The organism is Pseudomonas poae, assembly GCA_028869255.1.
Classification (GTDB): Bacteria; Pseudomonadota; Gammaproteobacteria; order Pseudomonadales; family Pseudomonadaceae; genus Aquipseudomonas; species Aquipseudomonas poae_C.
In genome coordinates, this window is record CP110972.1 from 1890293 (window position 1) to 1912297 (window position 22005).

The window sequence follows — 22005 nt, forward strand, 5'->3', positions numbered from 1 at the left end:
ACCTATAAGGATAAGAATCATGTTCAGCTGGTATCGCCAAGTCACTCCTCGGGAGCGCAAAACGTTTTGGGCCTGCTTCGGTGGGTGGTCCCTCGACGCACTGGAAGTGCAGATGTTCGGCCTGGCGATTCCGGCACTGATCGCCGCTTTCGCCTTGACCAAGGGCGACGCCGGGTTGATCAGCGGTGTCACGCTGGTGACTTCGGCCATCGGTGGTTGGGTCGGCGGCACCTTGTCCGACCGCTACGGCCGGGTGCGCACCTTGCAGTGGATGATCCTGTGGTTTTCGTTCTTCACCTTTTTGTCGGCCTTCGTCACCGGCTTCCACCCGTTGTTGATCGTCAAGGCGTTGCAAGGCTTCGGCATCGGCGGTGAATGGGCGGCGGGCGCGGTGTTGATGGCCGAGACCATCAACCCCAAGTACCGCGGCAAAGTCATGGGCACTGTGCAAAGTGCCTGGGCGGTGGGCTGGGGTGTGGCAGTCGGGGTGTTTGCGCTGATCTACTCGTTTGTACCGCAGGACATGGCCTGGCGCGTGATGTTCGTGGTGGGGCTGCTGCCGTCATTCCTGATCATTTGGGTACGGCGCAATGTGGAAGAGCCCGACAGCTTCCAGCGCCTGCAAAAGGAACAGGCGATCCCGCAGAGTTTTTTCAAATCACTGGCCGGTATTTTTCGCCCCGAGCTGATTCGCGTCACGCTGTTCGGCGGCTTGCTCGGCCTGGGGGCTCACGGGGGTTACCACGCGGTGATGACCTGGTTGCCGACCTTCCTCAAAACCGAGCGTAACCTGTCGGTGCTCAACTCCGGCGGCTATCTGGCGGTGATCATTTTTGCCTTCTGGTGCGGCTGCATCGTCAGTGGTCTGCTGATCGACCGGATCGGCCGGCGCAAGAATATTGTGGTGTTTGCACTGTGCTGTGTGATCACCGTGCAAGCGTATGTGTTCCTGCCGCTGAGCAATACGCAGATGCTGTTCCTCGGCTTCCCGCTGGGCTTCTTTGCCGCCGGTATCCCGGCCAGCCTGGGGGGCGCTGTTCAATGAGCTGTACCCGGCGGATGTGCGCGGCGCCGGTGTGGGCTTTTGCTACAACTTCGGGCGCGTGCTGTCGGCGGTGTTCCCATTTTTGGTGGGGCATATGAGCGACTCGATGTCCCTGGGCTCGGCCATCGGCATTGATGCCGGGATTGCCTACGGCGTCGCTGTGCTGGCCGCGTTGTGCCTGCCGGAAACCCGTGGCCGCGTGCTCGAAGCGACGCCCGCCGACAGCCTCCCGGCCGGCCGCCGCGCACAGGCTTGATACCCCTTTACTGATGAAAGACGACTTCCATGCTCGATAACTGCTCCACCCCCATCACCGGCATCGACGCCCACGCGCATGTGTTCAGCCAGGCGCTGACCCTGGCCGGTGAACGCCGCTACACCCCCGGTTACGACGCCACGCTGGCGGACTACCTCAAGCACCTGCACGCCAATGGCCTGAGCCACGGCGTGCTGGTGCAGCCCAGCTTCCTGGGCACCGATAACCGCTACTTGCTGGCCGCTTTGCAGCAGGCGCCCGGGCAGTTGCGCGGTGTGGTGGTGGTTGAGCGTGATACTCCTCGCGATACCCTGCAGGCCATGGCCCGCTCGGGTGTGGCGGGCGTACGCCTGAACCTGGTGGGCCGGGCGCTGCCGGATTTTGCCGAGCACGACTGGAAGGCGTTCTTTGCACAGATCGCCGAGCTGGGCTGGCATGTGGAGCTGCATCGCGAGGTGGATGACTTGCCGCAGCTGGTGCGCCAGCTGATACCGTTCGGGGTCAAACTGGTGATCGATCACTTCGGGCGCCCCGATGCACGCCTGGGGGTTGACCAGCCCGGCTTTGCCGAGTTGCTGGAGTTGGGGCTCAGCGGCCACCTGTGGCTGAAAGTCTCGGGCATCTACCGCTTGGCCGGCAGCCCGGCGCAGAACCTGGCATTTGCCCGCCAAGCCATGCCCTTGCTGCAGCAGAGCTTCGGCCTGCGCCGCCTGGTGTGGGGCAGTGACTGGCCGCATACTCAGCATGAAGCGTGCATCGGCTATGCCGATGTGGTGCAACAGCGCCAGGCGCTGGGCTGTTCGGCGCAGGTTGAGCAGGCATTGCTGATCGACACGCCCAGCCGCTTATTCGGCTTCCACCGCCCGTAGCCACGCCTGTTCCACGCGCCGGTCGAGGTCTTCCCAGTCGGCCATGCCCAGCACTCGCGTGGTGTTCAACCCGCGCAGGTAACCGCGCAATTGCTGGGCGCTGGCGTACACCTGTTCGGCATCGGCCGTGTCGTTCTGCAGCACCTGTTCATAGTCGGTCAGGTAATCGGCGACCCGCTCGCGAAACTCTGGAAGGACGGCTTCGCGGATGCGGTCGAAGGTTTTCTGGTGGGGCTTCATGGCGGTCCTTATAAGTTTTATGTCGACACTATTGGTTCAGATAATAGTCACCATCACGTAACGCAAGTTCTGTTTTTAGCGCAAAAGCGCAAAATCGCCCCATCGAGACGCTGTTCAAGGAAATGCGCGATGAGGACGTTTATTCAACTGGCTTTGATGGCTTTGATGCTGGGCACGGTGGTCGTGAACAACGCGGCAATCGCCGATGAACTGCATGCAGGCCATTTGCTACCTATCACCGGTAGCGTAGACTCCCTCCAGCATGCGCAGTCGGTGGGTGTGTTGCTGAGCGACAACACCCGCGACAACCTCAGCTACCTTGAACGCTACCACGACATGGCCTTGAATGGCGCCAAGGATGCCCTCGATGGGCGTATCCGCCAGGCGTTCGTCAACAGCTCCGACCCGGAGCTGGCGATTGATTGGTTGATGAGTTCGCTGCAAGGCACCTTCCTGTCGGTGACTGTCTACGACAACCTGGATGCCCTGGTGCAGGCGCACCCCGACGTGGTGGTGATGCTCGACATCCATAACCAACTGTTGACCCAGCGTAACGATCAGGTCGAGGCGCGTTTTATTGCGCGGTTCTATGATGCGAACCTGCAATATATCGCCAAGGCCGAAGGCTCGGTGCACAAGCAGGTGCCGTCGGTGTGGGTGCGTGACAAGGCCGCGCCGGAGATCGCCGCGCAGATCGAGCAGCAGCGGGATGTGCAGCTGGATGCCTTGAAACAGTTTGATGCGTCGCTTAAAGCGCTGATTCGCGCCAGTTAATGTGAACTTTAATTTTTATATTCAGGAATTTTTCATGCGCTCTTTTTTCGTACCGGTCGCGGCAATGTTACTGGCCGGTTGTGTCTCGGCGCCCAACGCGCCGACCCTGACCTTGCAAACCAGCAAGGGCCCCGAAGCCTACGTGCAATGCGTGTTGCCCAAGCTTGAGAAGCACGGGATCACCTCGACCGTGACCCAGAACTCGCGTCATGCCAAAGTGGTGTTGACCAGCAAGATTGCCGCCGATGACGTGCTGGAAGCTTACAAGTCCCAGGACGGCGGCAAGGTGTTCTTGTATGAGCGCAAGCCGCTGGCGTCGGCGCTTACGCCGTCGCGGCTGGAGCTGGCGGCGCAGGAGTGCCGATAACGCATTGCCCAGGGTGGGAGCGGGCAAGCCCGCTCCCACATGTTTAACCCGCGAACGGCTTAAGGTTTGGCTTCGCTGCTGAACGTGTCGACGGTCTTTATCAGCCCCTGCGCCGCCAACGCCACCAACTCAGCGCCTTTTTCCACGGTTGCCAGTGCCGGGTCAGAGCCCATGCGCCCGTCGGGGAAGCGTGCGCGAAAATCCAGCGCTTCGCGGATCGGCCCGGTGTTGGCGATCTGCGGCGAGTAATCGGCGGACTTGATCGAATCCGGGTACGCCCATTGCGTCACCGCAATCTCCGACGGCGTGGCATGGCTGCCATGGCCCACCGGGAATTGGCGATGCGCCAGCTCGTTGACGCCTTCCAGCTCCCACCAGTTGACTAATTTCAGCGCAAACCCTGCGGGGCGACGGCCGAAGCTGGCCTCGGCATACAGCTCGGAAAACGCCGCTTCAATCGTGGCGATATTGCCGCCGTGGCCATTCAAAAACAGGATCTTCTCGAAACCATGCCCGGCCAGCGAGCGCACCCAGTCGCCGATCGCGGCAATAAAGGTGGAAGGGCGCAGGGAAATGGTGCCGGGAAAACCCAGGTGATGCTGGGCCATGCCGATATTGAAAGTAGGGCCGATCAGGATGTCGGCGTTTTTTTGCGCCTCGTGGGCGATGATTTCCGGGCACATCCAGTCGGTGCCCAGCAGGCCGGTGGGGCCGTGCTGTTCGTTGGAGCCGATGGGGATCACCACCGTGCGACTGCGCTCCAGGAATTGCCCGATCTCGATCCAGGTTGATTTATGTAGAAGCATTCGACGCTCTCTTTTATCTATGGGGCAGGCTAACCACCACGGATTGTACGACTACTCGCCACCTGTTGGGGTTTGCAATTGAGGTACGTCGAGGACTTCAACCAGCGCTGGTCGGGGTACCACGAAAACATGAACTGCCCATCCTTGAGCTTATCCACCACCTGGCGCGCGACCTGTGGGCGTACGGCCGGGCAACCCTGGCTGCGGCCGATCCGGCCTTCGCGTTTGCTCCACAAGGGGCTGACGTAGTCGGCGGCGTGAATCACCAGCGCACGGTCGCGGGCCTGGTCGTTGAAGCCCGGCTCCAGGCCGTCCATGCGCAGCGAGTAACCGTGGGTGCCCAAGTAGCTTTCCTGGGTTCGGAACAGCCCCAGGCTGGATTGGTGGCTGCCTTCCAGGTTGGAGAACTGGGTGGCGAAGTTCTCCCCGGAGTTGGCGCCGTGGGCCACCAGGTCACGCAGCACCAGGGTCTTTTTGCGCAAGTCGAAGATCCACAGCCGACGAGCGGTCGAAGGCTGGGAATAGTCAATGACGGCCAGGCGCTCGGAGCGTTCCTCGCCATTATTGACCGCACACTGCACCGCGCTCAGGGCGCTTTTGAGTACAGTTGGATTGAGTTCTGGAGCCGAGCGCGCCAGGCTGCTATACAAGGAAGGAGGGTTGCCGTTGGCGGCGAGCGCAGAATTGCTCAACACCGCCAGGCCCAGGGTGAGCATCGTGAAGCGGCACATAATAGTCAGCATCTACAGTACATCCCCCCACTGTGGATTGGAGCCAAGGTATTGTTCAAAAAACACGCATGTTACTTGAGCATTTGCCTGCTCGTTGCACCACTGGTCGCGACAGCCGAAGCGCTGCCCGATGCCGCGCTGCCCGTGGCGCCGCCGATTCTGGTCAACACGGCCCCGGTGCAGCAGGCCCTGGCGCAACTGCCGAGTGTTTGCCCCAGCCTCGCGCCGCAGATAGACGCCGCCGCCCAGTCTCGCCTGCAAGCCTTCTACCAGCAGCAAGGCGATGCGCCGCTATGGTCGGGCGACGAGCGCCGGCAAGCGTTGCAGGCGCAGTTGCTGCTGCTCGCCGACGACGGCCTGGACCCCACCCACTATAGCCTGTCTGCGGCGCCCGCCACGGCCAACGTGCTGTGCAGCGATATCGCCAGCAGCCAGGCGTACCTGCGAGCCTTGCAGGATCTGCACTACGGGCGCCTGCAGCAATCGCGTTTCGAGCCGCTGTGGCATTCCCAGCCGCCGGCCCACGACCCCGACACCGAGGTGCTGGCCTTTGCCGCCGTGGGCCTGCAAGACATGGCCCAGGCGTTCGACCAGGCGCGCCCCAACGCCGATCTCTACCGCAGTTTGCGCAATGCCTATGCCGCCGTGCGCCAGCAACCGTTGCCGCATTGGGACCCGGTCGCCACCGGCCCGCTGCTGCGCCCCGGCATGGAAGACCCGCGTGTGCCGGAGCTGGCGCAGCGCCTGTATCGCGGCGGCTACCTGGCCAACGCGCCAACCGGCAACACCCGGCAGTACCGTGACGAGTTGGTCAAGGCGGTCAAAGCCTTCCAGCTCAGCCACTCGCTGCAATCCGACGGGGTGATCGGCACCGGCACGGTGACTGAACTCAATATCAGCCCGGCGATTCGCCGCGAGCAACTGCGCATCAACCTCGAACGTTTCCGCTGGCTGGCCCAGGACCTGGAGCCCGAAGGCGTGCTGGTCAACGTCGCCGCCGCGCAACTGAGTGTCTACCAGAGCGGCATTCCGGTGTGGCAAACCCGCCTGCAGGTCGGCCGTGCCGAACGCCAGACGCCGCTGCTCAAATCACGCATTACCCGGCTGACCCTCAACCCCACCTGGACCATCCCGCCCACCATCATGCGCGAGGACAAACTGCCGGCCATCCGCCTCAACCCCGAATACCTGCGCCAGCAAAACCTGCAAGTGCTGGATGCCGAAGGCCACCCGCTGGCGCCCGAGCAGATCGACTGGGCGCGCCCCGGCAATATCTTGCTGCGCCAGGAAGCCGGCCCGCGCAACCCGCTGGGCAAAATCGTGATGCGCTTTCCCAACCCCTACTCGGTGTACCTGCACGACACGCCCAGCCAGCCGCTGTTTACCAAGGGGCCACGGGCGTTCAGTTCAGGGTGCGTGCGGGTTGAGCAGCCGCTGCTGCTACGCGATTTGCTGGTAAGCCCGGCCGAGCGCACCCGTACCGATGAACTGCTGGCCACCGGCGTGACCCATGAGTTCCGGCTGGCCACCCCGGTACCGGTGCTGCTGGGCTACTGGACGGTACAGGTCGATGGCCAGGGTGACCTGGTGTATGCGCCGGATATCTATGCGCGTGATCTGGTGTTGATGAAGGCTATGGGCAGCGTGCTGTAGCCGAAGTACTCACCACAGGGGTATGAGGTAGCTGTGGGGACCAGACCCGGTCGAACAGCACTGCCAACCCCGCCTGGTGGCTGATGCCGATCACCGTACACTCCGGCAGTTGCTCGCGCAGCAGCACCAGCAGGGCATGGGCGCTGGCCTCGTCCAACTGGTTGGTGGCTTCATCCAGGTACAAGGTGTCGGGTGCATACAGCAGTGCCCGCGCCAGGCCGATGCGCTGTTGCTCGCCGCCCGACAGTTGCCGTGACCATTCGGTTTGCTCATCCAGGCGCCGTGCCAGCGCCGGCAGCCCCACCTGCTGCAAGACCGCGATCAGCCGCGCCGCGTCCGGTACTTCCAGCGCCGGGTAAGCCAGCAAATTGCGCAACGGCATGCTTGGCAGATAGGGCTTTTGCGGCAGCAACAGGCTGCGCCCCGGCGGCAATTGCCAGCCGCCACGGCAATACGGCCAGATGCCCTGCAAGGTGCGCAGCAAGGTCGATTTGCCGATGCCGCTGCGCCCGGCCATCAACAGCCACTCGCCTTGCGCCACCTGCACCGATACACCGGCCAGCAGCACGCCGGCGTCCGGGCGCAACACATCCAAGCCGTCCACGCACAGGCACTCGCCGACCACGGGCGCCTTGGCCTGGCAGCGGCTCGCGGCGATCGCCTGTTCAAACTGCCCCAGCCGTTCCACCGCCGAACTCCAGCGCATCAGCTTCGGGTACAGCTTGATAAACCAGCTCAACGAACCCTGCACCGCGCCAAAGGCACTGCGGATCTGCATCAGCCCGCCCAGGGTGATGGTCTTGGCCAGGAAGGCGGGCAGGGCGGCGAATACCGGAATAATCAGGCTCACCCGCTCATAGCTGACGGTAAACAAGCTGAGGTTGCGCTCGCGGCCCATCAGTTGGCGCCAATTGTGCGCAATCGCGCCGAAGCGTTCGGCCAGGTGCTGGCGCTCCACGGCCTCGCCACGGTACAGGGCGATCTGCTCGGCATGCTCGCGCTTGCGCAACAGGCTGGCGCGAAAGTCCGCCTCGTAGTGCTGGCGATCCACGTTCAGACGGTGCAGCGGGCGGCCGACCCAATGGGTGATCAAACTGCCGGCCAGGGTATAGATCAGCACGATCCACACCAGGTAGCCCGGCAGGGTGATGCTGTACTCGCCCACGCTGAATGTCTGCACCCCGGACAACTGCCACAGAATGCTCATGAACGCGCCGACCTGGGCCATATTGATAATGAACGACGCCACCAACTCCACGCTCAGGTCGGCGACGATGTCCACGTCCTCGCTGATGCGCTGGTCGGGGTTGTCCGGCTCGCCGCCGAGCCCCAGGCGGTAGAACGCCTGGTCCGCCAGCCAGGCGTGGGTGAACTGCTCGGTCATGGCCTGGCGCCAACGCAGCACCAGGGCTTTGCGCACCCAGTCCAGCGCCACCACGATCAGCACATAGGCGCCCAGGTACAGCACGTAGCGGCCCATCAGCGCGTACAAGGCCGGCGTGTCGAATGCGCCCAGGGTGTCGTAGAAGGTCTTGCTCCAGGCATTGATCAACACGTTGATCTGCACAATCAACAGGCCCATGCCGATGATCCCGGCCAGCATCAGCCAGCCCAGCCACTGGGCGCGCCGACGCCAGAACGGCGCGGCCAGACGATAGAACGTACGCAGGCTCTTCACAGCGCATCCGCCTTGGGCAGTACGCGCAGCAGCACTTGGTTATTCACCGGGAACAGCTGACTTGCCAAGGATTTGAGCGGCTCGATGCGGATGCCATCCGCCAGCGTTGCCTGGCGGCTCAGGTAGCGCGGGTCCTGCCATTGGCGTTCACTGAGCAGCAGGCGGCGCCATTGGGTGGCGGGGTCGGCGCGGCGCTTTTGCTCCTGGCGGCGCAGCTCGGCACGTTCGCCGGCCACCCATTGCGCATCCACCGCACGGCCCAGCTGTGCCAGGGTTTGCTGGGCCAGCGCCCACAGTTCCTCGGCGCGTGCGGGGTCGCAGGTAAAGCTCAACTGGCTTTCGATGCGCTGCGTGTCGGGGTTCAATTCGCTGTCGAAACGCAGGCGATACACGCCGGAGGCCTCGCCCCGCAGGCGCTGCTTGAGCTGTTGGTTGGCCAGTTCGCGCAGGGCGGCGACCCGGGCGGCGGCCTCGGGCGACCATGGGTGCGCGCTGAAACTGCTGGCTTCCAGCACCACCCGTGGCTCCAGCGCCACCGCCAGGTCGGTACGGCGTTGACCGGGTACTTGCAGGGCAGGGCGCGTGGCCGGGGCGACGCCGCGTGGGATATTCGCCAACTGTTCGCGCACGGCGGTTTCCAGCTGCGCCGGGTCGATGTCAGCCATCAGGTAGAAGGTGACCGGCGCCTGTACCAACTGGTGCCAGTCTTCGGTCAGGGTCGTTGATTGCAACGGTTCCAGCGCCGCTTGATCGGGGCTTTGCCAGGTGTCGGCGCCGTAGCGCAGTTCGCGGCGGGCTAGCGCGATGGCATCCGGCCGGGTGCTGACGCGAGACAGCAGATCTTCCCGAGCGGCACTGAACAGCGCCTCATCGATCACCGCATCGACCTGCCCCTGGCGGTAGCTTTGCAGCAACGTGGTCAAGGCCTGGGGCGACGGCGTGCTGCTCGCGCTCAACTGCAGGCGGGTGGCGCTGTGTTCCAGGCTCAACGTGGCCTGGTGTTGTTTGCGCCACGCTTGCAGCCCGGGCTCGCCACTCTGGTTGCCCAGTTGCGCGGCCATTTGCAGGCGCCAGGCGGGTACGTCGCTGTGGTTGAAACCGGCGGCCGACTCGGCTTGCAGGCGCCACTGGCCGTTTTCGGCATTACGTCGCAGCCAGACCAGACGATCGCCGTTGCTCAGTTGCCAGTGTTCGACCTGTTCGGCGGCAAACGAACGTTTGCCCGTCACGCTGCCAGGTTGCCCTGCAGCCGCTGGTGTGAACGTGACGCTCGGCGGCGCCACGGGCGCGGTCGCCTGGGGTGCGGTCAAGGAGGTCTGGGCGAGGCTTGCACGCAGTTTTCGTACCTCGTCTACCGTGGGCAAACGCACCACACTGTTGCCCGGCGCGGTCAGTTGCAGCACCTGATCGGGGCTGTCCAGCCAGCGCAGCAACCGTGCATTCACGGCGGCGAGGTCGATGGTGTCGAGCGCTTGCAGGGTCAGCCGGGCGATCTGGTGCGGCGCTATCACTGTGCGGTTTTGCACGGCGGCATCGTTGAGGCTGGTGACCCATTGTTCAAAGGTGCGTGACTCGTCCTTGGCCAGCATGCCGTTGGCCAGTTGCCGAATCTTCGCCTGTTCAACGCTCAGGTCTTGCGCGGTGAGGCCGTGCTGGCGCAAGCGCTCAAGCTCGGTCAGCAAGTGTTGCAGGGCGGCGTCGTGATGGGCGCCCTCGACACCGGCGGCGACGCCCAGCACGCTGGAATATTCGCCGATCAGGGTCTTTTGCGCGGTCAGGCTGCGTACCCCCGGTTGCAGGGGTTGGCGGCGCAGTTGGCCGAGCAGCGCCGACAGGCTGATACGGTCGATCAAGCGCTCGCGGGTGGCCTCGGCGGTGGCGCCCCGGCTGCCTGGCTCGTGCAGACGGAACAGCAGCGACACCTGGTTGCTTCCGGTTTGCGGGTCTTGCAGGCGGAAGATTTTCAACTGGCCGTCGAGGGGCAATTCACGATGCTCGCGCTCGGGCAGCGCACGGGCGAGGGTGGCACCGAAGGCCACTTCGATTTGCTGTGCCAGTTGCTGCGGGTCGAAGTCACCGACCACCGACAGCAGCATGTTATTGGGCACGTACCAGCGTTGCTGAAAGCGCCGCAAGGCGCCGAGCGAAGCGCCACGAATCGCCGCTTCGTTGCCGATGGTGCGGTGCTGCGGGTAACGCGAGCCGACCCGCTGCGACGCCGCACGCTGGTCATTCATGCGTTGCGCCACACCAAGGCCGCTGCGCCATTCTTCGATGACGATAGGGCGCTCGCGTTCCAGGTCGGCGCCACTGTAGTCGCCGGCAAACACCAACTGCGCGAGCTTCTGCAGCGCCACCGGCGCTTGCTTGCTACCGGCCGTGGGGCTGAGCAAATACTGGGTGCGGTCGTAGCTGGTCACCGCGTTGTAGTGGCGGCCCTGCACCCAGCCCAGCGCGGTCATCTGTGCGCGCAGATCGCTGGCTTGGCCGGCGCGGCTGCGGAAGGTCAGGTGTTCGAGCATATGCGCGACGCCGACCTGGTCGTCGTCTTCATCCACGGAGCCGGCGCGCACGGTCAGGCGCAGGTCCAGGCGCCCGGCTTGGGTGCTGTCGCGCACCAGGCGGTATTCCAGACCATTGGCCAATTGGCCGCGCACCACGTGGGGCGCCCACGGCAACGGTGCCTGGGGTGGGGGCGATGCGCAGGCGCACAGCAGCAGCGGGCCGAGCAGGCCGGCAAGTATCTTGTTCATTCAGGTATCCAGGCTAATCAGGGGCAGGTCAGAAGCGGTAACCGACTTCCAGCCAGTATTGGCGGCCGACTTCATAGGTGACCGTCGAGCTGGTTTTGCCGACGATCTCGTTGACATGGTCGGTGACGTTGGTGATATCCACGGCGGCAAACAGCGCCTGGTCCTTGCCGGTGGGGATCTCCCAACTCACGCGCATGTCCCAGGTGGGCGCGGCTTTGACTTTGGCCGAGTCGTACACCGCCAGGGTCTCGTCACCGATCACTGCGGTGGCGTCGGTTTCGATGATCTGTTCGTAGGCGCCGCGATAACGCAGGAAGTTGCTGACTGTGAGGTTCCATTGCGGGATCTCGGTGATAGTGGTCAGGCGCGCCGTCCAGGGGCGGTTGAAGTCGCCGGCGGGCAGTTCGCTGTAGGCCATGCGCTTGCCGTCGTAGATCACGTCGTCGTCGGCGAACTCACCGGCATCGACGATCGATTCATAGGTGCCGTAGCCGTCCTTGGTCTTTGACCAGTCAAACGCCGCTTGCACACTGGTGCGGGTGCCTTGCCAGTTGAATTCGTGCTTGGGCGTGATGGTCAGGCTGAGGTTGTCGCTCTCGCTGGCGCCCGCATTGGTGTAGGTGTAATAGAGGGTGTCGTAACCGGCGGCGGCGCCCGTGCCCAGCACGCGGTTGGAGGCGCGCACGATCTGGTCCTTGCCTTCGCGGTGCACATACTTCAAGCGAAAATCGGTGTCGAGCCACACCTGATCCAGGCCCAGGGTCCACTCATCGTTATAGGGCACGTTGAGGTCGGAGAATTTGTTCTGGTTCTTGCCCTGCACGGTGGTCCAGGCGCCGCCCTGGGTGGTGCGGGTGTAGCGCGTGTTGAGGGCCTGGCGGCCATCGGCGAGGCGGTACTTGAACAGGTTGCGGCCGTAGTAGCGGTTGGCGCCGAAGACCAGCACGGTGCTGCGGTCACCGAAGAAGTCATAGTCACCGGCAAAGCGCGGTGCGAGGTTTTTGTCCTCCATGTAATCGTCGCCTTCAAAGCGCACGCCGGGGCGCAGGCCGAGCTTGCCGATTTGAATCGCGTCTTGCAGGTGGAACGCGTATTTGGTTTCGGTCAGGTCCAGCTTGCCGGCGTCGTACACGTTGATGGTGTTGGCCCATTGGCGCGTGTTGCCGTTGAGCAGCAGGCCGATGGAGCAGAGGTTGTCATTGTTGATGCAGGTGGTGCCGTTGTCGCGCCGGCCGACCAGTGCGCTGGTGGCTGCGGTGTTGCGCTCCCAGGTGGCCTGGTTGCGGGTCAGCTCCATGCCGCCAGTGAACTGGTGCTCGGCACCGCCCCAGTTGAACGCCTGCCAGTCGGCCTTGAGTTTGTAGTCAATGCCGCGCTGGGTCTGGTCCAGGTCGCCATACGCACCTTCGCCACTGCGCGATGTATTGGATAGCGGGATGCCCCAGTTCTTAACGCTGGAGTAGTACCAGCCGATCATGTCGGTGGATTCCGACTCGCGCGAACTGTTGAGATCGGTCAACGCCAGGGTATGGCTCCACCGCGCCGAATCACCTTCCCAGACCGCCTTGAGCGAACCCTGCCAGCCGCCGTTGATATTGGTGAAGCCGGAGTTCACGTAGTTCTCGCGAAAATAGGTATTTTCCTGCGGCGCCTTGATGAATGAGGCATCGAGGCTGAGGCGGTCGTTGACGTTCCAGTAGGTCTTGAGCATGAAGTTGTCGAGCTGGCGAGTCTGGTCTTTTTCGTTGTCGCCATTGGGGCTGGTGTAACCGTCGGCATAGCGGTTCAGCGGGATCACCGAGCGTTTTTGCGAGAAGCTTAGGATGGCGCCGAAGTCTTCGGTCAGGTGGCCTTCGAGCATGCCGCGCAGCGTGGTTTTCTTGAAGTCGGGCTGGTATTGCTCGTTGGACGCGTTGTCGAACGCTTCCTGGTCCTGGGCAGTGATGTGGTATTTGGTCCAGGCCGAACGGGTCATGGAATAGGAGAACTTGCCGTGCAGGTCCTGGCTGGGACGACGGGTGATCGCGTCGACCACGCCGCCGTTGAAGCCGCCGTATTCGGCGGGCACGTTGCTGTCGTAGACCTTCACTTCCTGCAGCAGGTCGGCGTCCAGGGCGATGCCGTGGGAGCGGCTCGGCGCCGCGTCGAACTGGCGGGTTTCACTGTAGCCGTGGGCGCTGGGGTCGATGTCGTTGTTGATCGACATGCCGTCGATCATGAAGTTGTTCTGGTAGAACTTGGCGCCGTTGATGCTGATGTCCGCCGGGTCGATTTCACCCGGGGTGTTCGAGCTTTTTCGGCGCTGCTGAACTGCACGGCAGGGTGCATTTGCAGCAGGGTGGTGATGTCGCCGTTGGCCCCGGGGAACGCCTGGATAGCGCGTTGATCGATCACGGTGGCGCCCTGGAACGAGTTCTCTTCGGTAAAGCCCAGCACCACGGTGTTGTCCAGCATCACCGGCCCGGCGTCGGCGCTTTGCAGGCGATGGAACACCCGCGCGCCGTCCTGATAACCCCAACCGATACCGGTGCCTTGCAGCAGGTACGCGAGGGCGGCGTCGTTGCTCATGTCACCGTTCACACCCGGCGAATTCACGCCTTTGAGCAGCTGCGGGTCGACGCTCACCTGCTGGCCGCTCTGTTGGCCGAAGGCGATCAGTGCACCGGCCAGCGGCTGTGCCGGGATGCTGAAACCATGCGCCGCGTTATCGGCGGTTTGAGCCTGCGCCAGGGCCTGCGGCACTGAGCTGAACGCGCAGCACAAACCAAGCAAACCGGCGCCGGCGGTTTTTTTCAGGCGCAGCGGCCAGGGCCCGCGCTGCCCAGGCAAGCGGTGAAGGGTGTGAGTCATGCAAGATCCCCGCGCCGGCTAAAACCGGCCAGTCAATGAATACGAATAAATCTCAATTGCTGCGCGCGGGACAGAAGACGGGACAGCGCGGGGGATTTTCAGAAAAAACATCAACTATTTTTAAATGGCAGGCTGTTTACCGGCTCAGCACCAACAGCCACGGGCTGTAAGCGCGGACTTTGGCGCCATAAGGTTGCAGCACGGCTTGCAGCGCCGCCTGGGGTTTGCGCAGGTCGTATACGCCGGTGACCCGCTGCGCGCCGAGCGTGGCGTCGCGCAGTACGATCAGGCCGGGGGTATAGCGGCGCAGTTGCTCCAGCACCTCGCTGATCGGCAGGTCATCGGCAATCAACTGGCCCTGGCGCCAGGCGGCGGCCTGGCTGGGGGTAAAAGTGCCCAGCTGGGCGCGGCCGGCCCGATAGCTCAGGCGTTGGCCGGGCACCAGGCTGGCGAGGGGGCGGCCGTCCTGCAGGTCATCGACATTGACCGAGCCCTGTTGCACGGCGACGCTCGGGTTGGGCGCGGCGTCCACATTGAACGCGGTGCCGGTGACGGTGACCTGCAAGGTCTGGGTGTACACGTGAAAGGGTTTGCTTTTATCCGGCATCACCTTGAAAAACGCCTGGCCGACCAGCAGCCGCACATCCCGATGGTTACCGGCGATGTCCACGGCGATGGCCGAGTGGCTGTCGAGTTGCACCACGCTGCCGTCGCTGAGGGTGATGTCGCGGGTTTCTCCGGCGCCGGTGCGGTAGTCGGCTTGCCAGCGCAGCAGCAGGCTCGGCGCCAGGGCCACAACCAGGCAGGCTGCGATGGCCGCCGCGACCCAGCGCCGAACACGCCGTGGCCGCGCAACCGGGCGGACCGGTTGAGGGCATTGTGCGGTGGTGGTCGGCGTCACTTGCCCGGTCAAGTGCCACACGCGTTCGGCCTTGCGATACGCCTTGGCATTCGCCTCGTCGCTGGCGCACCAGTGGGCCAACTGCGCACGCAGGTCCGCGTCCAGCGGAGCCTGTTGCACGCGCATCAGCCAGTCCAGGGCTTCGTCGCGGCGGGCGTTGGCGCAATCCACGGTGGGCATGTAGGGGGCATCTCCGCTGGCAAAAATCGGCGGGCAGGATCCCACGGAATCGCCCTTCACTGCAAAAGACGCACTAGCGTTGGTTTTTTTCAGAAAACAGCCCTGATCAGTCATCGTCAGGCTCCAGGCAATCCATGCAATGGCGCAACGCGTCGTGCACCAGCTGATGCACGAGTGCCGTCGACACCCCAAGCTCAGCGGCCACCTGCTGCAACGTGAAGCCGCCCAGGCGATGCATTTCAAAGGCTCGCCGCGTGCGCTCGGGCAACTGGGCCAGGGCGCGGGAGATGACCTGCAGCTCGTTTTGGCTGCTGACTTCACGCTCGGGCGAGGCGCTGCTGGAGGGCAACTCGTTGAGCAACTCAGCGCCGCCCGGCTGCACACGCTCGGTGGCGGTGCGGCGGGTGAGGTCCAGGGCAAGATTGCGCACGATGCGGTACAGGTAGCTGGCCGGGTGGCGGATATCGGCCTGCTCATCCTGGCCACTGAAGCGCAGCCAGGCTTCCTGCACCACGTCTTCGGCACGGGCGCGGCAGCCCACGATGGGCGCGGCATAGTCCAGCAGCGCGGCCCGGTGGGTCAGGTAAAGCTGGAGTTTTTCATCCGCCAAGGTATTCAGCTGCCTGCGCGCGACTGTGCCGTCGGGCACAGTGTGGGAAGTGGGAGGGCGCGGAGTTTAGCTATAGTTGATAATGGTTATCAACAACTGCGTGGTTTTGTGTGCGATCGCAGCTCATACCGATGCCAGTGTGCAGGGCTGTTGTGGCGAGCGGGCTTGCCCGCGCTGGGCTGCGCAGCGGCCCCAAATCCGGGCGCTAAGGTCTTTCAGGAAAACTACAGTGGCTTTACCGGGGCTGCTGCGCAGCCCAACGCGGGCAAGCCCGCTCGCCACAGGTGTCGGGTGATGGTTTCGACGGCCTGCGCAGCGGTAATTTGGGCGGTATCGACGGTCAGTGGGGCGTCCTCCCAAGGCTCGTATTCGTGGGCCAATACCGACTGCCAGGTCGGGGGTACCAGCCCGGGAATATCCCCCGTGCGCGCTTCGACGCGGCGTTGGTGCTCCTGCTCATCCGAGCACACCACCTGGATATTGAGCAGCGTCACGCCCGCCGTTTCGGCCGTTGCCTGCCAGGCTGCACGGCTTTCCTCGACCGGGTTCACGCAGTCGGCAATCACCGTATGGCCCAAGCGTAAATTACTCAGTGCCAGTTCGTTTGCCACGCCGTAGCCGCTGGCGCCCACCGCAACACCGGCCTCGCGCAGCGCCTGTTCGATCACATCGATACGCAGGTAAGCCGCGCCGGTCCGGCGTGCCAGGTCTTGGGCAAGCGTAGTCTTGCCGGTGCCGGGCAATCCGCTGAAGACAATAAGCATGGGTCGCGCTCGTTAAGATTGATAAGCTCAGGGTATCCTCCACCTCTCCCGCAGGACAGCCCATGCCCTTGCAGTTCGTAAAAATGCACGCCCATGGCGACGACTTCATCATCATCGACCGCCGGGGCCTGGGCGACATCATCACCCCGGATATCGCTCGCCACCTGGGCAACCGCCACACCGGGATCGGCTTCAACCAACTGGCTGTAATCCTCGATTGCGCCGACGCTGCTGCGCGGATCAAATTCTGGAACCCCAACGGCACGCCTCTGGCCACCTGCGGCAGCGCCACCCGGGGTGTGGCCGAGCGGCTGATGCATGAAACCGGCGCCGATTCGATTGTGCTGCGCACCGATCGCGGCTTACTGACTTGCGTGCGCGAGGCGGGGCGGCGGGTGTCGGTGAACATGGGCGAGCCATCTTTGGACTGGGCCGCGGTGCCGCTGGCCGCCGCGATGGACACCCGCACCTTACCCATCGAAGGCAGCCCGGCGGCGTGCAGCATGGGTAACCCGCATTGCACGTTTTTTGTCGAGGATATCGACACGGTCGACGTGGCGGCCGTGGGCCAGGCGTTGGAAATTCACCCGCTGTTCCCGGCCAGGACCAATGTGCATTTCGTGCAGGTGCTGGACCGCGGGCATATCCGCCTGCGCATCTGGGAGCGCGGCGGCGGCGTGCCGTTGGGCTCCGGTTCGTGCTGTTGCGCGGCGGTGGTCAATGGCATTCGGCGCGGCTTGCTGGACGCCACGGTGCAGGTGCAGTGCGACGGCGGCACGGTGACCGTGCATTGGGCGGGCGGGGGCGGGGTAGTGTTGACCGGGAGTGTGGAGCCGGTGATGCAGGGCAGCGTCTACCTGCCCTGAAAGGTCACGGTAAAGGTGGTGCCGCCGGTGTCGCAGGAACTCACCGCCACATCGCCACCGTGCACCCTGGCCAACTCGCGCACGATGTACAGGCCCAGGCCGACGCTGCGCACATCGCTGCCCTGCGCGGTGCCACGGGTCATGGGCTCGAACAGCCCCTCCAACAGGGCTTCGGGTATCACCGGGCCGTGGTTGTGTACCGACACCTGGCAAGCGCCGGCGCCCAGGCTCGAGGTGACGGTGATCGGCCGCTGCAGGTCGCCATAGGCCACGCTGTTGGCGACCAGGTTACCGATGATCTGCTGCACACGGTCGGCGTCCAGGCACGCCTCGCCAGTGCCTTGGGCGTGATGCGCCAGCGTTGCAGCGGGGAAGGCCACGCGTAGTTCTTCTACTGCCTGATGAATCACGCTGTGCAGGTCCAGGCGGGTCGGCTTGATGGTAATGCCGTGGCCAACGCGGGCCTGGGTGAAGTCCAGCAGGTCGGCGATCATGCGCACGGCACGCTCCGATGACTGGCCGATATGGCCCAGCAACTGGCGCTCCTTGGCGGTGCGTTCGCCGCGACCGAGAATGTCCGAGGCCATGCGGATGGCGGTGAGCGGGTTTTTCAGGTCATGGCTGACAATCGCCACCATCTGCTCGGCGAACAATGCGCGGCGCTGTGAGATGACATACGCCTCATTCAGCTCGGCCTGGGCCTGTTGCAGCGCCAATTCGGTGGTGGTTTTTTCCTGCAGCAGCGCTTCGGCCAGGTTGCGTGCGGTGAGCAGTTCGCGCTCGTACTTGTCACGGTCGGTGGTGCCGAACAGCGCCAGGTCGTACACCACGGCGCTGGCGTGCTCACGCTTGTTGCCGTTGAGCAGCACGGTCACCTTGTGGCCGTCGCGGTGCAGCATGTCCAGCTTCACTTCGGTGACACTGCCATGCATACGCAACATCGGCGCCAGGTGGGTCTGGTGGAAGATCCGCCCGCCCATGGTCAGCAAGTCCTGGAAGCGCCGGCCGCACAGCTCGTCGCTGCGCAGCCCGAGCCAGTCGCCGAAGCGTGCGTTGGCCTGCAGGATCGTGCCGTCTTCCCCGGTGACGGCCAGGGCGCAGGCGGCACTGTTGAACAGTTCAGCTGGCATGCGCGGCCGCCCATGGCGCCAGGAAGCCATGCATGGCCGCCGCGCAGGCCTGTGGCGCGCTCATGTGCGGGCAATGGCCGACGTTGTCCACCAGGCAATAGGTGCTGTTGGGCATCACGCTGTGCAGGTATTCACCCACGGCCACGGGGGCGATCAGGTCGTCACTCGATTGCAGGATCAACACCTTCGTGGCCAGGCCGATCACGTCCTGACGGTTGTCCGCCATAAAGGTGACCCGCGCAAATTGCTTGGCGATGTCCGGTTCTGTGCGGCAAAAACTGTCGGTGAGGGTTTCGCCCAGCGCCGGTTGCCCAGGCGTGCCCATGATCACCGGGGCCATGGCGCGGGACCAGCCCAGGTAGTTGCTGTCGAGGGTGTCGAGCAGGTCTTCGATATCCGCGCGCTTGAAACCACCCACATAACCGTCGGTGTCGATATATCGCGGCGACGGGCCGATCATCACGTGGGCGGCGATACGCCCGGGGGCCTGGCGGTCGGCGAGGGCGCCGATCATCGCGCTGACCGAATGGCCCACGAGAATCACCGGCCCCTCGGCAAAGGCGTCGATGATCTCGTTCAAGTCCTGGGCATAGCCGTCCAGGCTGCTGTACTTGGCCTTGTCGTAGGCACTGAGGTCGGAGAGGCCCGCGCCCACCAGGTCGTACATCACTACCCGAAAACGCTCCAGGAACTGCGGCGCCAGGTCGTTCCACATGGCTTGGTTACAGCCAAAACCATGCGAGAACACCAGGGTCGCGGTGCCGTGGCCCATGACATTGACGTGGTTGCGGTGGCGGAGGTTCATGGGCTTCCCAAGTGTGGCGTTTTGCTATGTTCGAATGGGTGCAGTTTAGATAGTCAAACGCCTGGGGTCACGCGTAATAGCGCGGATAAGGTAAAGTCGGCGCCTTCAGGAAGAAACTTCAGGTAACAAACATGATGCGGTGGTTGCAGCAATCCGTCTTGAGCCTGCTGGTGCTGATGCTCGCCAGCCTCTCCAGCACCGCCCAGGCCGCCACTTCGCCTATCGGCGTGGCCCTCGACCAAAGGGTGATCGACCTCACCAACACCCTCGACGCCAGCACCACCTCCCGTCTGAAAGAGCAACTCGCCGCCCTCGAGCAGCGCAAAGGCTCACAGGTGGCCGTACTGCTGGTGCCCACCACCGCCGGCGCCAGCATCGAGGACTACGCCAACCAGCTGTTTCGCGCCTGGCAACTGGGGCGCAAGGACGTCAACGACGGTATCCTGCTGCTGGTGGCCAAGGACGACCGCAAGGTGCGCATCGAAGTCGGCTACGGGCTGGAAGGCACCGTGACCGACCTGTTGGCCCATCGCATCATCGAAGAACACATCACCCCGGCGTTTCGCCAGGGCGACTATGCAGGCGGTGTGGCCCAGGGCGTAAACGACCTGGTGCTGCTGGTGGACGGCGGCGACCTGCCCAAGGTCGCAGGCCCCGGGGTTAACCCCCAAATCATTGCGCTGTTACTGGCGTTTATCGTGGGCGGCGCAGGCGGTGTGCTGATGGCCGCCGGCAAGCTGCCCTGGCGCCGCGCCCTGCTGGCTGCCGTGGCGGCCACGGCACTGCTGGCGATCTATGCCGGTGGCCCGGACTGGCCGATGTACCTGCTGATATTGCCTCTGACCCTGCTGATCGGCGGCGCCACCTTCGGCGCATTGTGGCTGGCGCGCACGGTGTTTTACTGCGTGATCGGGTTGCTGGCCTACATCGCCGGCCTGCTGCTGGCCGACCGATACATCGACGTTAGCTTTATCCATTGGTTGGCAATGCCACTCGGGGCACTGGCCGTGCTGGGCGCGTACCTGGCACTGTGGGTGGTCATGAAAGATGCCTGGAAACGCAGCCAGACCGGTTTTATCGTGCGCCTGTTCGCGGCGGCGGGGGTGTACCTGGCGGCAGGCTTTATTGCCGACGCGGGCCGTGACGGCTGGTTGCTGGCGTTTCCGATTACCTCGTTTGTGGCGTTGTTCATCTTTGGCAAGACGTCTGGCGGGTCGGGCTCAAGTTCGGGCGGTGGTTCTTCGAGTTCCAGCAGCTCCAGCAGCTCCAGTTCCAGCAGCAGCTCATCGGGGGGCGGCGGCTCCAGTGGCGGCGGTGGGGCGTCGGGGAGTTGGTAAAGCCGCCAGCGCAGCGTGTTGGCCCCCCCTGCCTTAAGCGGCTGAGTAGTTTAATCAAGGATTTATTATTAATGGAGTCGCTGTGTGATTGATTCGTCGCAAATACAAACACTTGCCTATTTTTTGTCAAAGGCAAAGAGCGCTTCGGCCGTGAATCAGCTATGGATGTCTACGGGGCCGAAAGCGGATGTGACGGCGATTATTGCTTTGGAAGATTACAAACGGTCGAATATTCCGGCCTCTATTCGAAAGTACACCAAAGGCGAAGATGCAGTATTGACCCACTACTTTACCGGTGGGGAAGTGTACTTTATAACCGATGAGGTGTTGAGGGCGTATTATGAGAAAGGTCGGGCCGACTTCAGGATCGACTACAGCTTGATGTTTGATACCAATATGGCTACTTATGTGGATGCCTTGGTCAGAGGGCGCCCCCTAAAAAGCATGCAGCAAAAAGTTATTGCCTTTGTTGATGATGTCTTGAATGATGATCTGAACTTTGATTTCTTTTATTACATGGTGGAGAACGTCAAAGAGGTACGCAATATTCACGACCCTATCAGGCTATCGCCGCTGATGTTCTGGCAGACACTTAACAAGCGCTTCAGGCAAAATCTGGTGAGCCTGCAACTGTTCAGAAGTATAGATTGCGCGGAGTACAAAAGGACCTCCAATCCAAAACCACGCTTCACTCATCGAGAGGCTGTACGCAGGGCAGTCAACTATACGAATAGTTTTTATGCCTCTGAAGAGGGCCGGCCGCACGTCCTGAACTTTGCGCTGATGCAGCGTGTTATCGTGTTGTATGTTATTGGGATGGTAAGAATTCAGCTGTCATCCAATAAGTCGGCGAAGAACAAGTTTATCGAATTTGTGGATTATGTTAATGACGTGGTGGGTATTTATCTGGACCGCGAAGCGGTTGTTGCGCATAAATATTTTGTTGAGCCGCGCTCGATCAGCATGTTGGAAAAAATAAAGAAAACCGCCGGCCAGAAAAAGCAGAAGAGGGTATTGAAGCGGCTGGACAACATTGCGTGGGACATGGCGGCACCGCGCTTTATGGAGACACTGATGATGTCTCAAGGCGAGGGCGATTTTTTTGTGCCGATGTTCATCAGTTTTGACGGTGGCCTGAAACAGCTATTGAACGCGTATGAAGTGAAAGGCGTCATTTTTGACAGTCGCCGCGGTAGCCTTATTCCGTTGCCACGGGTCAGTACCGAGGATTATTTTACTGAGCATGGTTGTGCTGAAGCCTTGCTGAAAATCAGTGAGAACAAAGACCATCGAATGGCGAAGCCTTCCGCCGACAGGGCTGAGCTTCACGGCCTTATCAAGCGTGAATACAAAGCACTCAGAGCGTTCTTGTAAATGGATGACACATCGC

At 62.9% G+C, this 22005-nt stretch carries 19 protein-coding genes and 1 pseudogene; 8 read left to right on the plus strand and 12 right to left on the minus strand.

Annotation, left to right across the window (positions count from 1 at the left end; translation table 11 throughout):
* The first annotated feature begins 19 nt into the window (after nucleotides 1-19).
* Nucleotides 20-1301: pseudogene (locus LRS56_08790) on the plus strand (MFS transporter).
* A 29-nt stretch (nucleotides 1302-1330) separates the two neighbouring features.
* The gene (locus tag LRS56_08795; GenBank protein ID WDU64545.1) at nucleotides 1331-2170 is read left to right on the plus strand and encodes an amidohydrolase family protein; all 840 of its coding nucleotides are present in this window, start codon (nucleotides 1331-1333) and stop codon (nucleotides 2168-2170) included.
* Here the strand turns inward: LRS56_08795 and LRS56_08800 are convergent.
* On the minus strand, nucleotides 2147-2410 hold the full coding sequence (locus tag LRS56_08800) for a hypothetical protein (GenBank protein ID WDU64546.1): 264 nt from the start codon (nucleotides 2408-2410) through the stop codon (nucleotides 2147-2149). The genes LRS56_08795 and LRS56_08800 overlap by 24 nt on opposite strands.
* Before the next feature lie 129 nt (nucleotides 2411-2539).
* On the opposite strand from LRS56_08800, the gene LRS56_08805 reads away from it, so the two are divergent.
* Together LRS56_08805 and LRS56_08810 are read left to right on the plus strand one after the other, a co-directional pair.
* Nucleotides 2540-3184, plus strand: a complete 645-nt coding sequence (locus tag LRS56_08805; GenBank protein WDU64547.1) for an ATPase — start codon at nucleotides 2540-2542, stop codon at nucleotides 3182-3184.
* Nucleotides 3185-3218: 34 nt separating this feature from the next.
* Nucleotides 3219-3551 (plus strand): hypothetical protein, encoded by a 333-nt coding sequence (locus tag LRS56_08810; GenBank protein ID WDU64548.1) that lies wholly within the window; start codon nucleotides 3219-3221, stop codon nucleotides 3549-3551.
* A 59-nt stretch (nucleotides 3552-3610) separates the two neighbouring features.
* Here the strand turns inward: LRS56_08810 and LRS56_08815 are convergent, their stop codons facing one another.
* Entirely contained in the window at nucleotides 3611-4357 is a 747-nt protein-coding gene (locus LRS56_08815; GenBank protein ID WDU64549.1) for a creatininase family protein, read from the minus strand.
* Nucleotides 4358-4386: 29 nt separating this feature from the next.
* A complete protein-coding gene (locus tag LRS56_08820; GenBank protein ID WDU64550.1) occupies nucleotides 4387-5100 on the minus strand; it encodes a murein L,D-transpeptidase catalytic domain family protein in 714 nt (237 codons plus the stop codon).
* Nucleotides 5101-5139: 39 nt separating this feature from the next.
* Between LRS56_08820 and LRS56_08825 the strand changes: the two genes are divergently transcribed.
* A complete protein-coding gene (locus tag LRS56_08825; protein WDU64551.1) occupies nucleotides 5140-6741 on the plus strand; it encodes a L,D-transpeptidase family protein in 1602 nt (533 codons plus the stop codon).
* Here LRS56_08825 and LRS56_08830 read toward each other — a convergent pair.
* The 7 genes from LRS56_08830 to LRS56_08860 form a co-directional block, all read right to left on the minus strand.
* The gene (locus LRS56_08830) at nucleotides 6722-8419 is read right to left on the minus strand and encodes an ABC transporter ATP-binding protein/permease (GenBank protein WDU64552.1); all 1698 of its coding nucleotides are present in this window, start codon (nucleotides 8417-8419) and stop codon (nucleotides 6722-6724) included. The two genes, LRS56_08825 and LRS56_08830, sit on opposite strands and share 20 nt — an antisense overlap.
* Nucleotides 8416-11172, minus strand: coding sequence for a pitrilysin family protein (locus tag LRS56_08835; GenBank protein WDU64553.1), 2757 nt, complete (start codon nucleotides 11170-11172; stop codon nucleotides 8416-8418). The genes LRS56_08830 and LRS56_08835 overlap by 4 nt, the downstream gene beginning before the upstream one ends.
* Before the next feature lie 28 nt (nucleotides 11173-11200).
* Nucleotides 11201-13390, minus strand: a complete 2190-nt coding sequence (locus tag LRS56_08840) for a TonB-dependent receptor (GenBank protein WDU64554.1) — start codon at nucleotides 13388-13390, stop codon at nucleotides 11201-11203.
* Nucleotides 13387-14022 (minus strand): STN domain-containing protein, encoded by a 636-nt coding sequence (locus LRS56_08845; protein ID WDU64555.1) that lies wholly within the window; start codon nucleotides 14020-14022, stop codon nucleotides 13387-13389. The genes LRS56_08840 and LRS56_08845 overlap by 4 nt, the downstream gene beginning before the upstream one ends.
* Nucleotides 14023-14158: 136 nt before the next feature.
* Nucleotides 14159-15103, minus strand: coding sequence for a FecR family protein (locus LRS56_08850; GenBank protein ID WDU64556.1), 945 nt, complete (start codon nucleotides 15101-15103; stop codon nucleotides 14159-14161).
* A gap of 106 nt (nucleotides 15104-15209) precedes the next feature.
* Nucleotides 15210-15713 carry a sigma-70 family RNA polymerase sigma factor gene (locus tag LRS56_08855; protein WDU64557.1) on the minus strand — a complete coding sequence of 168 codons (504 nt, stop codon included), beginning with the start codon at nucleotides 15711-15713 and terminating at the stop codon, nucleotides 15210-15212.
* A 224-nt stretch (nucleotides 15714-15937) separates the two neighbouring features.
* Nucleotides 15938-16477 (minus strand): AAA family ATPase, encoded by a 540-nt coding sequence (locus tag LRS56_08860; protein ID WDU64558.1) that lies wholly within the window; start codon nucleotides 16475-16477, stop codon nucleotides 15938-15940.
* A gap of 62 nt (nucleotides 16478-16539) precedes the next feature.
* On the opposite strand from LRS56_08860, the gene dapF reads away from it, so the two are divergent.
* Nucleotides 16540-17343 carry a diaminopimelate epimerase gene (dapF, locus tag LRS56_08865; GenBank protein WDU64559.1) on the plus strand — a complete coding sequence of 268 codons (804 nt, stop codon included), beginning with the start codon at nucleotides 16540-16542 and terminating at the stop codon, nucleotides 17341-17343.
* On the opposite strand, the gene LRS56_08870 is transcribed toward dapF, so the two are convergent.
* Together LRS56_08870 and LRS56_08875 are read right to left on the minus strand one after the other, a co-directional pair.
* Nucleotides 17331-18473 (minus strand): PAS domain-containing sensor histidine kinase, encoded by a 1143-nt coding sequence (locus LRS56_08870; GenBank protein ID WDU64560.1) that lies wholly within the window; start codon nucleotides 18471-18473, stop codon nucleotides 17331-17333. The genes dapF and LRS56_08870 overlap by 13 nt on opposite strands.
* Nucleotides 18463-19278 (minus strand): alpha/beta hydrolase, encoded by an 816-nt coding sequence (locus tag LRS56_08875; GenBank protein WDU64561.1) that lies wholly within the window; start codon nucleotides 19276-19278, stop codon nucleotides 18463-18465. The genes LRS56_08870 and LRS56_08875 overlap by 11 nt, the downstream gene beginning before the upstream one ends.
* Nucleotides 19279-19409: 131 nt before the next feature.
* Between LRS56_08875 and LRS56_08880 the strand changes: the two genes are divergently transcribed.
* Nucleotides 19410-20615: a YgcG family protein gene (locus LRS56_08880; GenBank protein WDU64562.1), complete on the plus strand. Its 1206-nt coding sequence runs from the start codon at nucleotides 19410-19412 to the stop codon at nucleotides 20613-20615.
* An 84-nt stretch (nucleotides 20616-20699) separates the two neighbouring features.
* Entirely contained in the window at nucleotides 20700-21989 is a 1290-nt protein-coding gene (locus tag LRS56_08885) for a hypothetical protein (protein WDU64563.1), read from the plus strand.
* Nucleotides 21990-22005: the final 16 nt, after the last annotated feature.

What these genes read in the sequence shown, in the direction of transcription:
- LRS56_08795 (WDU64545.1), top strand. Translation starts at nt 1,331, where the DNA reads ATGCTCGATAACTGCTCCACCCCCATCACCGGCATCGACGCCCACGCG.
- LRS56_08800 (WDU64546.1), bottom strand. Translation starts at nt 2,410, where the DNA reads ATGAAGCCCCACCAGAAAACCTTCGACCGCATCCGCGAAGCCGTCCTT.
- LRS56_08805 (WDU64547.1), top strand. Translation starts at nt 2,540, where the DNA reads ATGAGGACGTTTATTCAACTGGCTTTGATGGCTTTGATGCTGGGCACG.
- LRS56_08810 (WDU64548.1), top strand. Translation starts at nt 3,219, where the DNA reads ATGCGCTCTTTTTTCGTACCGGTCGCGGCAATGTTACTGGCCGGTTGT.
- LRS56_08815 (WDU64549.1), bottom strand. Translation starts at nt 4,357, where the DNA reads ATGCTTCTACATAAATCAACCTGGATCGAGATCGGGCAATTCCTGGAG.
- LRS56_08820 (WDU64550.1), bottom strand. Translation starts at nt 5,100, where the DNA reads ATGCTGACTATTATGTGCCGCTTCACGATGCTCACCCTGGGCCTGGCG.
- LRS56_08835 (WDU64553.1), bottom strand. Translation starts at nt 11,172, where the DNA reads ATGAACAAGATACTTGCCGGCCTGCTCGGCCCGCTGCTGCTGTGCGCC.
- LRS56_08840 (WDU64554.1), bottom strand. Translation starts at nt 13,390, where the DNA reads ATGATCGACGGCATGTCGATCAACAACGACATCGACCCCAGCGCCCAC.
- LRS56_08845 (WDU64555.1), bottom strand. Translation starts at nt 14,022, where the DNA reads ATGACTCACACCCTTCACCGCTTGCCTGGGCAGCGCGGGCCCTGGCCG.
- LRS56_08850 (WDU64556.1), bottom strand. Translation starts at nt 15,103, where the DNA reads ATGCCCACCGTGGATTGCGCCAACGCCCGCCGCGACGAAGCCCTGGAC.
- LRS56_08860 (WDU64558.1), bottom strand. Translation starts at nt 16,477, where the DNA reads ATGCTTATTGTCTTCAGCGGATTGCCCGGCACCGGCAAGACTACGCTT.
- dapF (WDU64559.1), top strand. Translation starts at nt 16,540, where the DNA reads ATGCCCTTGCAGTTCGTAAAAATGCACGCCCATGGCGACGACTTCATC.
- LRS56_08870 (WDU64560.1), bottom strand. Translation starts at nt 18,473, where the DNA reads ATGCCAGCTGAACTGTTCAACAGTGCCGCCTGCGCCCTGGCCGTCACC.
- LRS56_08875 (WDU64561.1), bottom strand. Translation starts at nt 19,278, where the DNA reads ATGAACCTCCGCCACCGCAACCACGTCAATGTCATGGGCCACGGCACC.
- LRS56_08880 (WDU64562.1), top strand. Translation starts at nt 19,410, where the DNA reads ATGATGCGGTGGTTGCAGCAATCCGTCTTGAGCCTGCTGGTGCTGATG.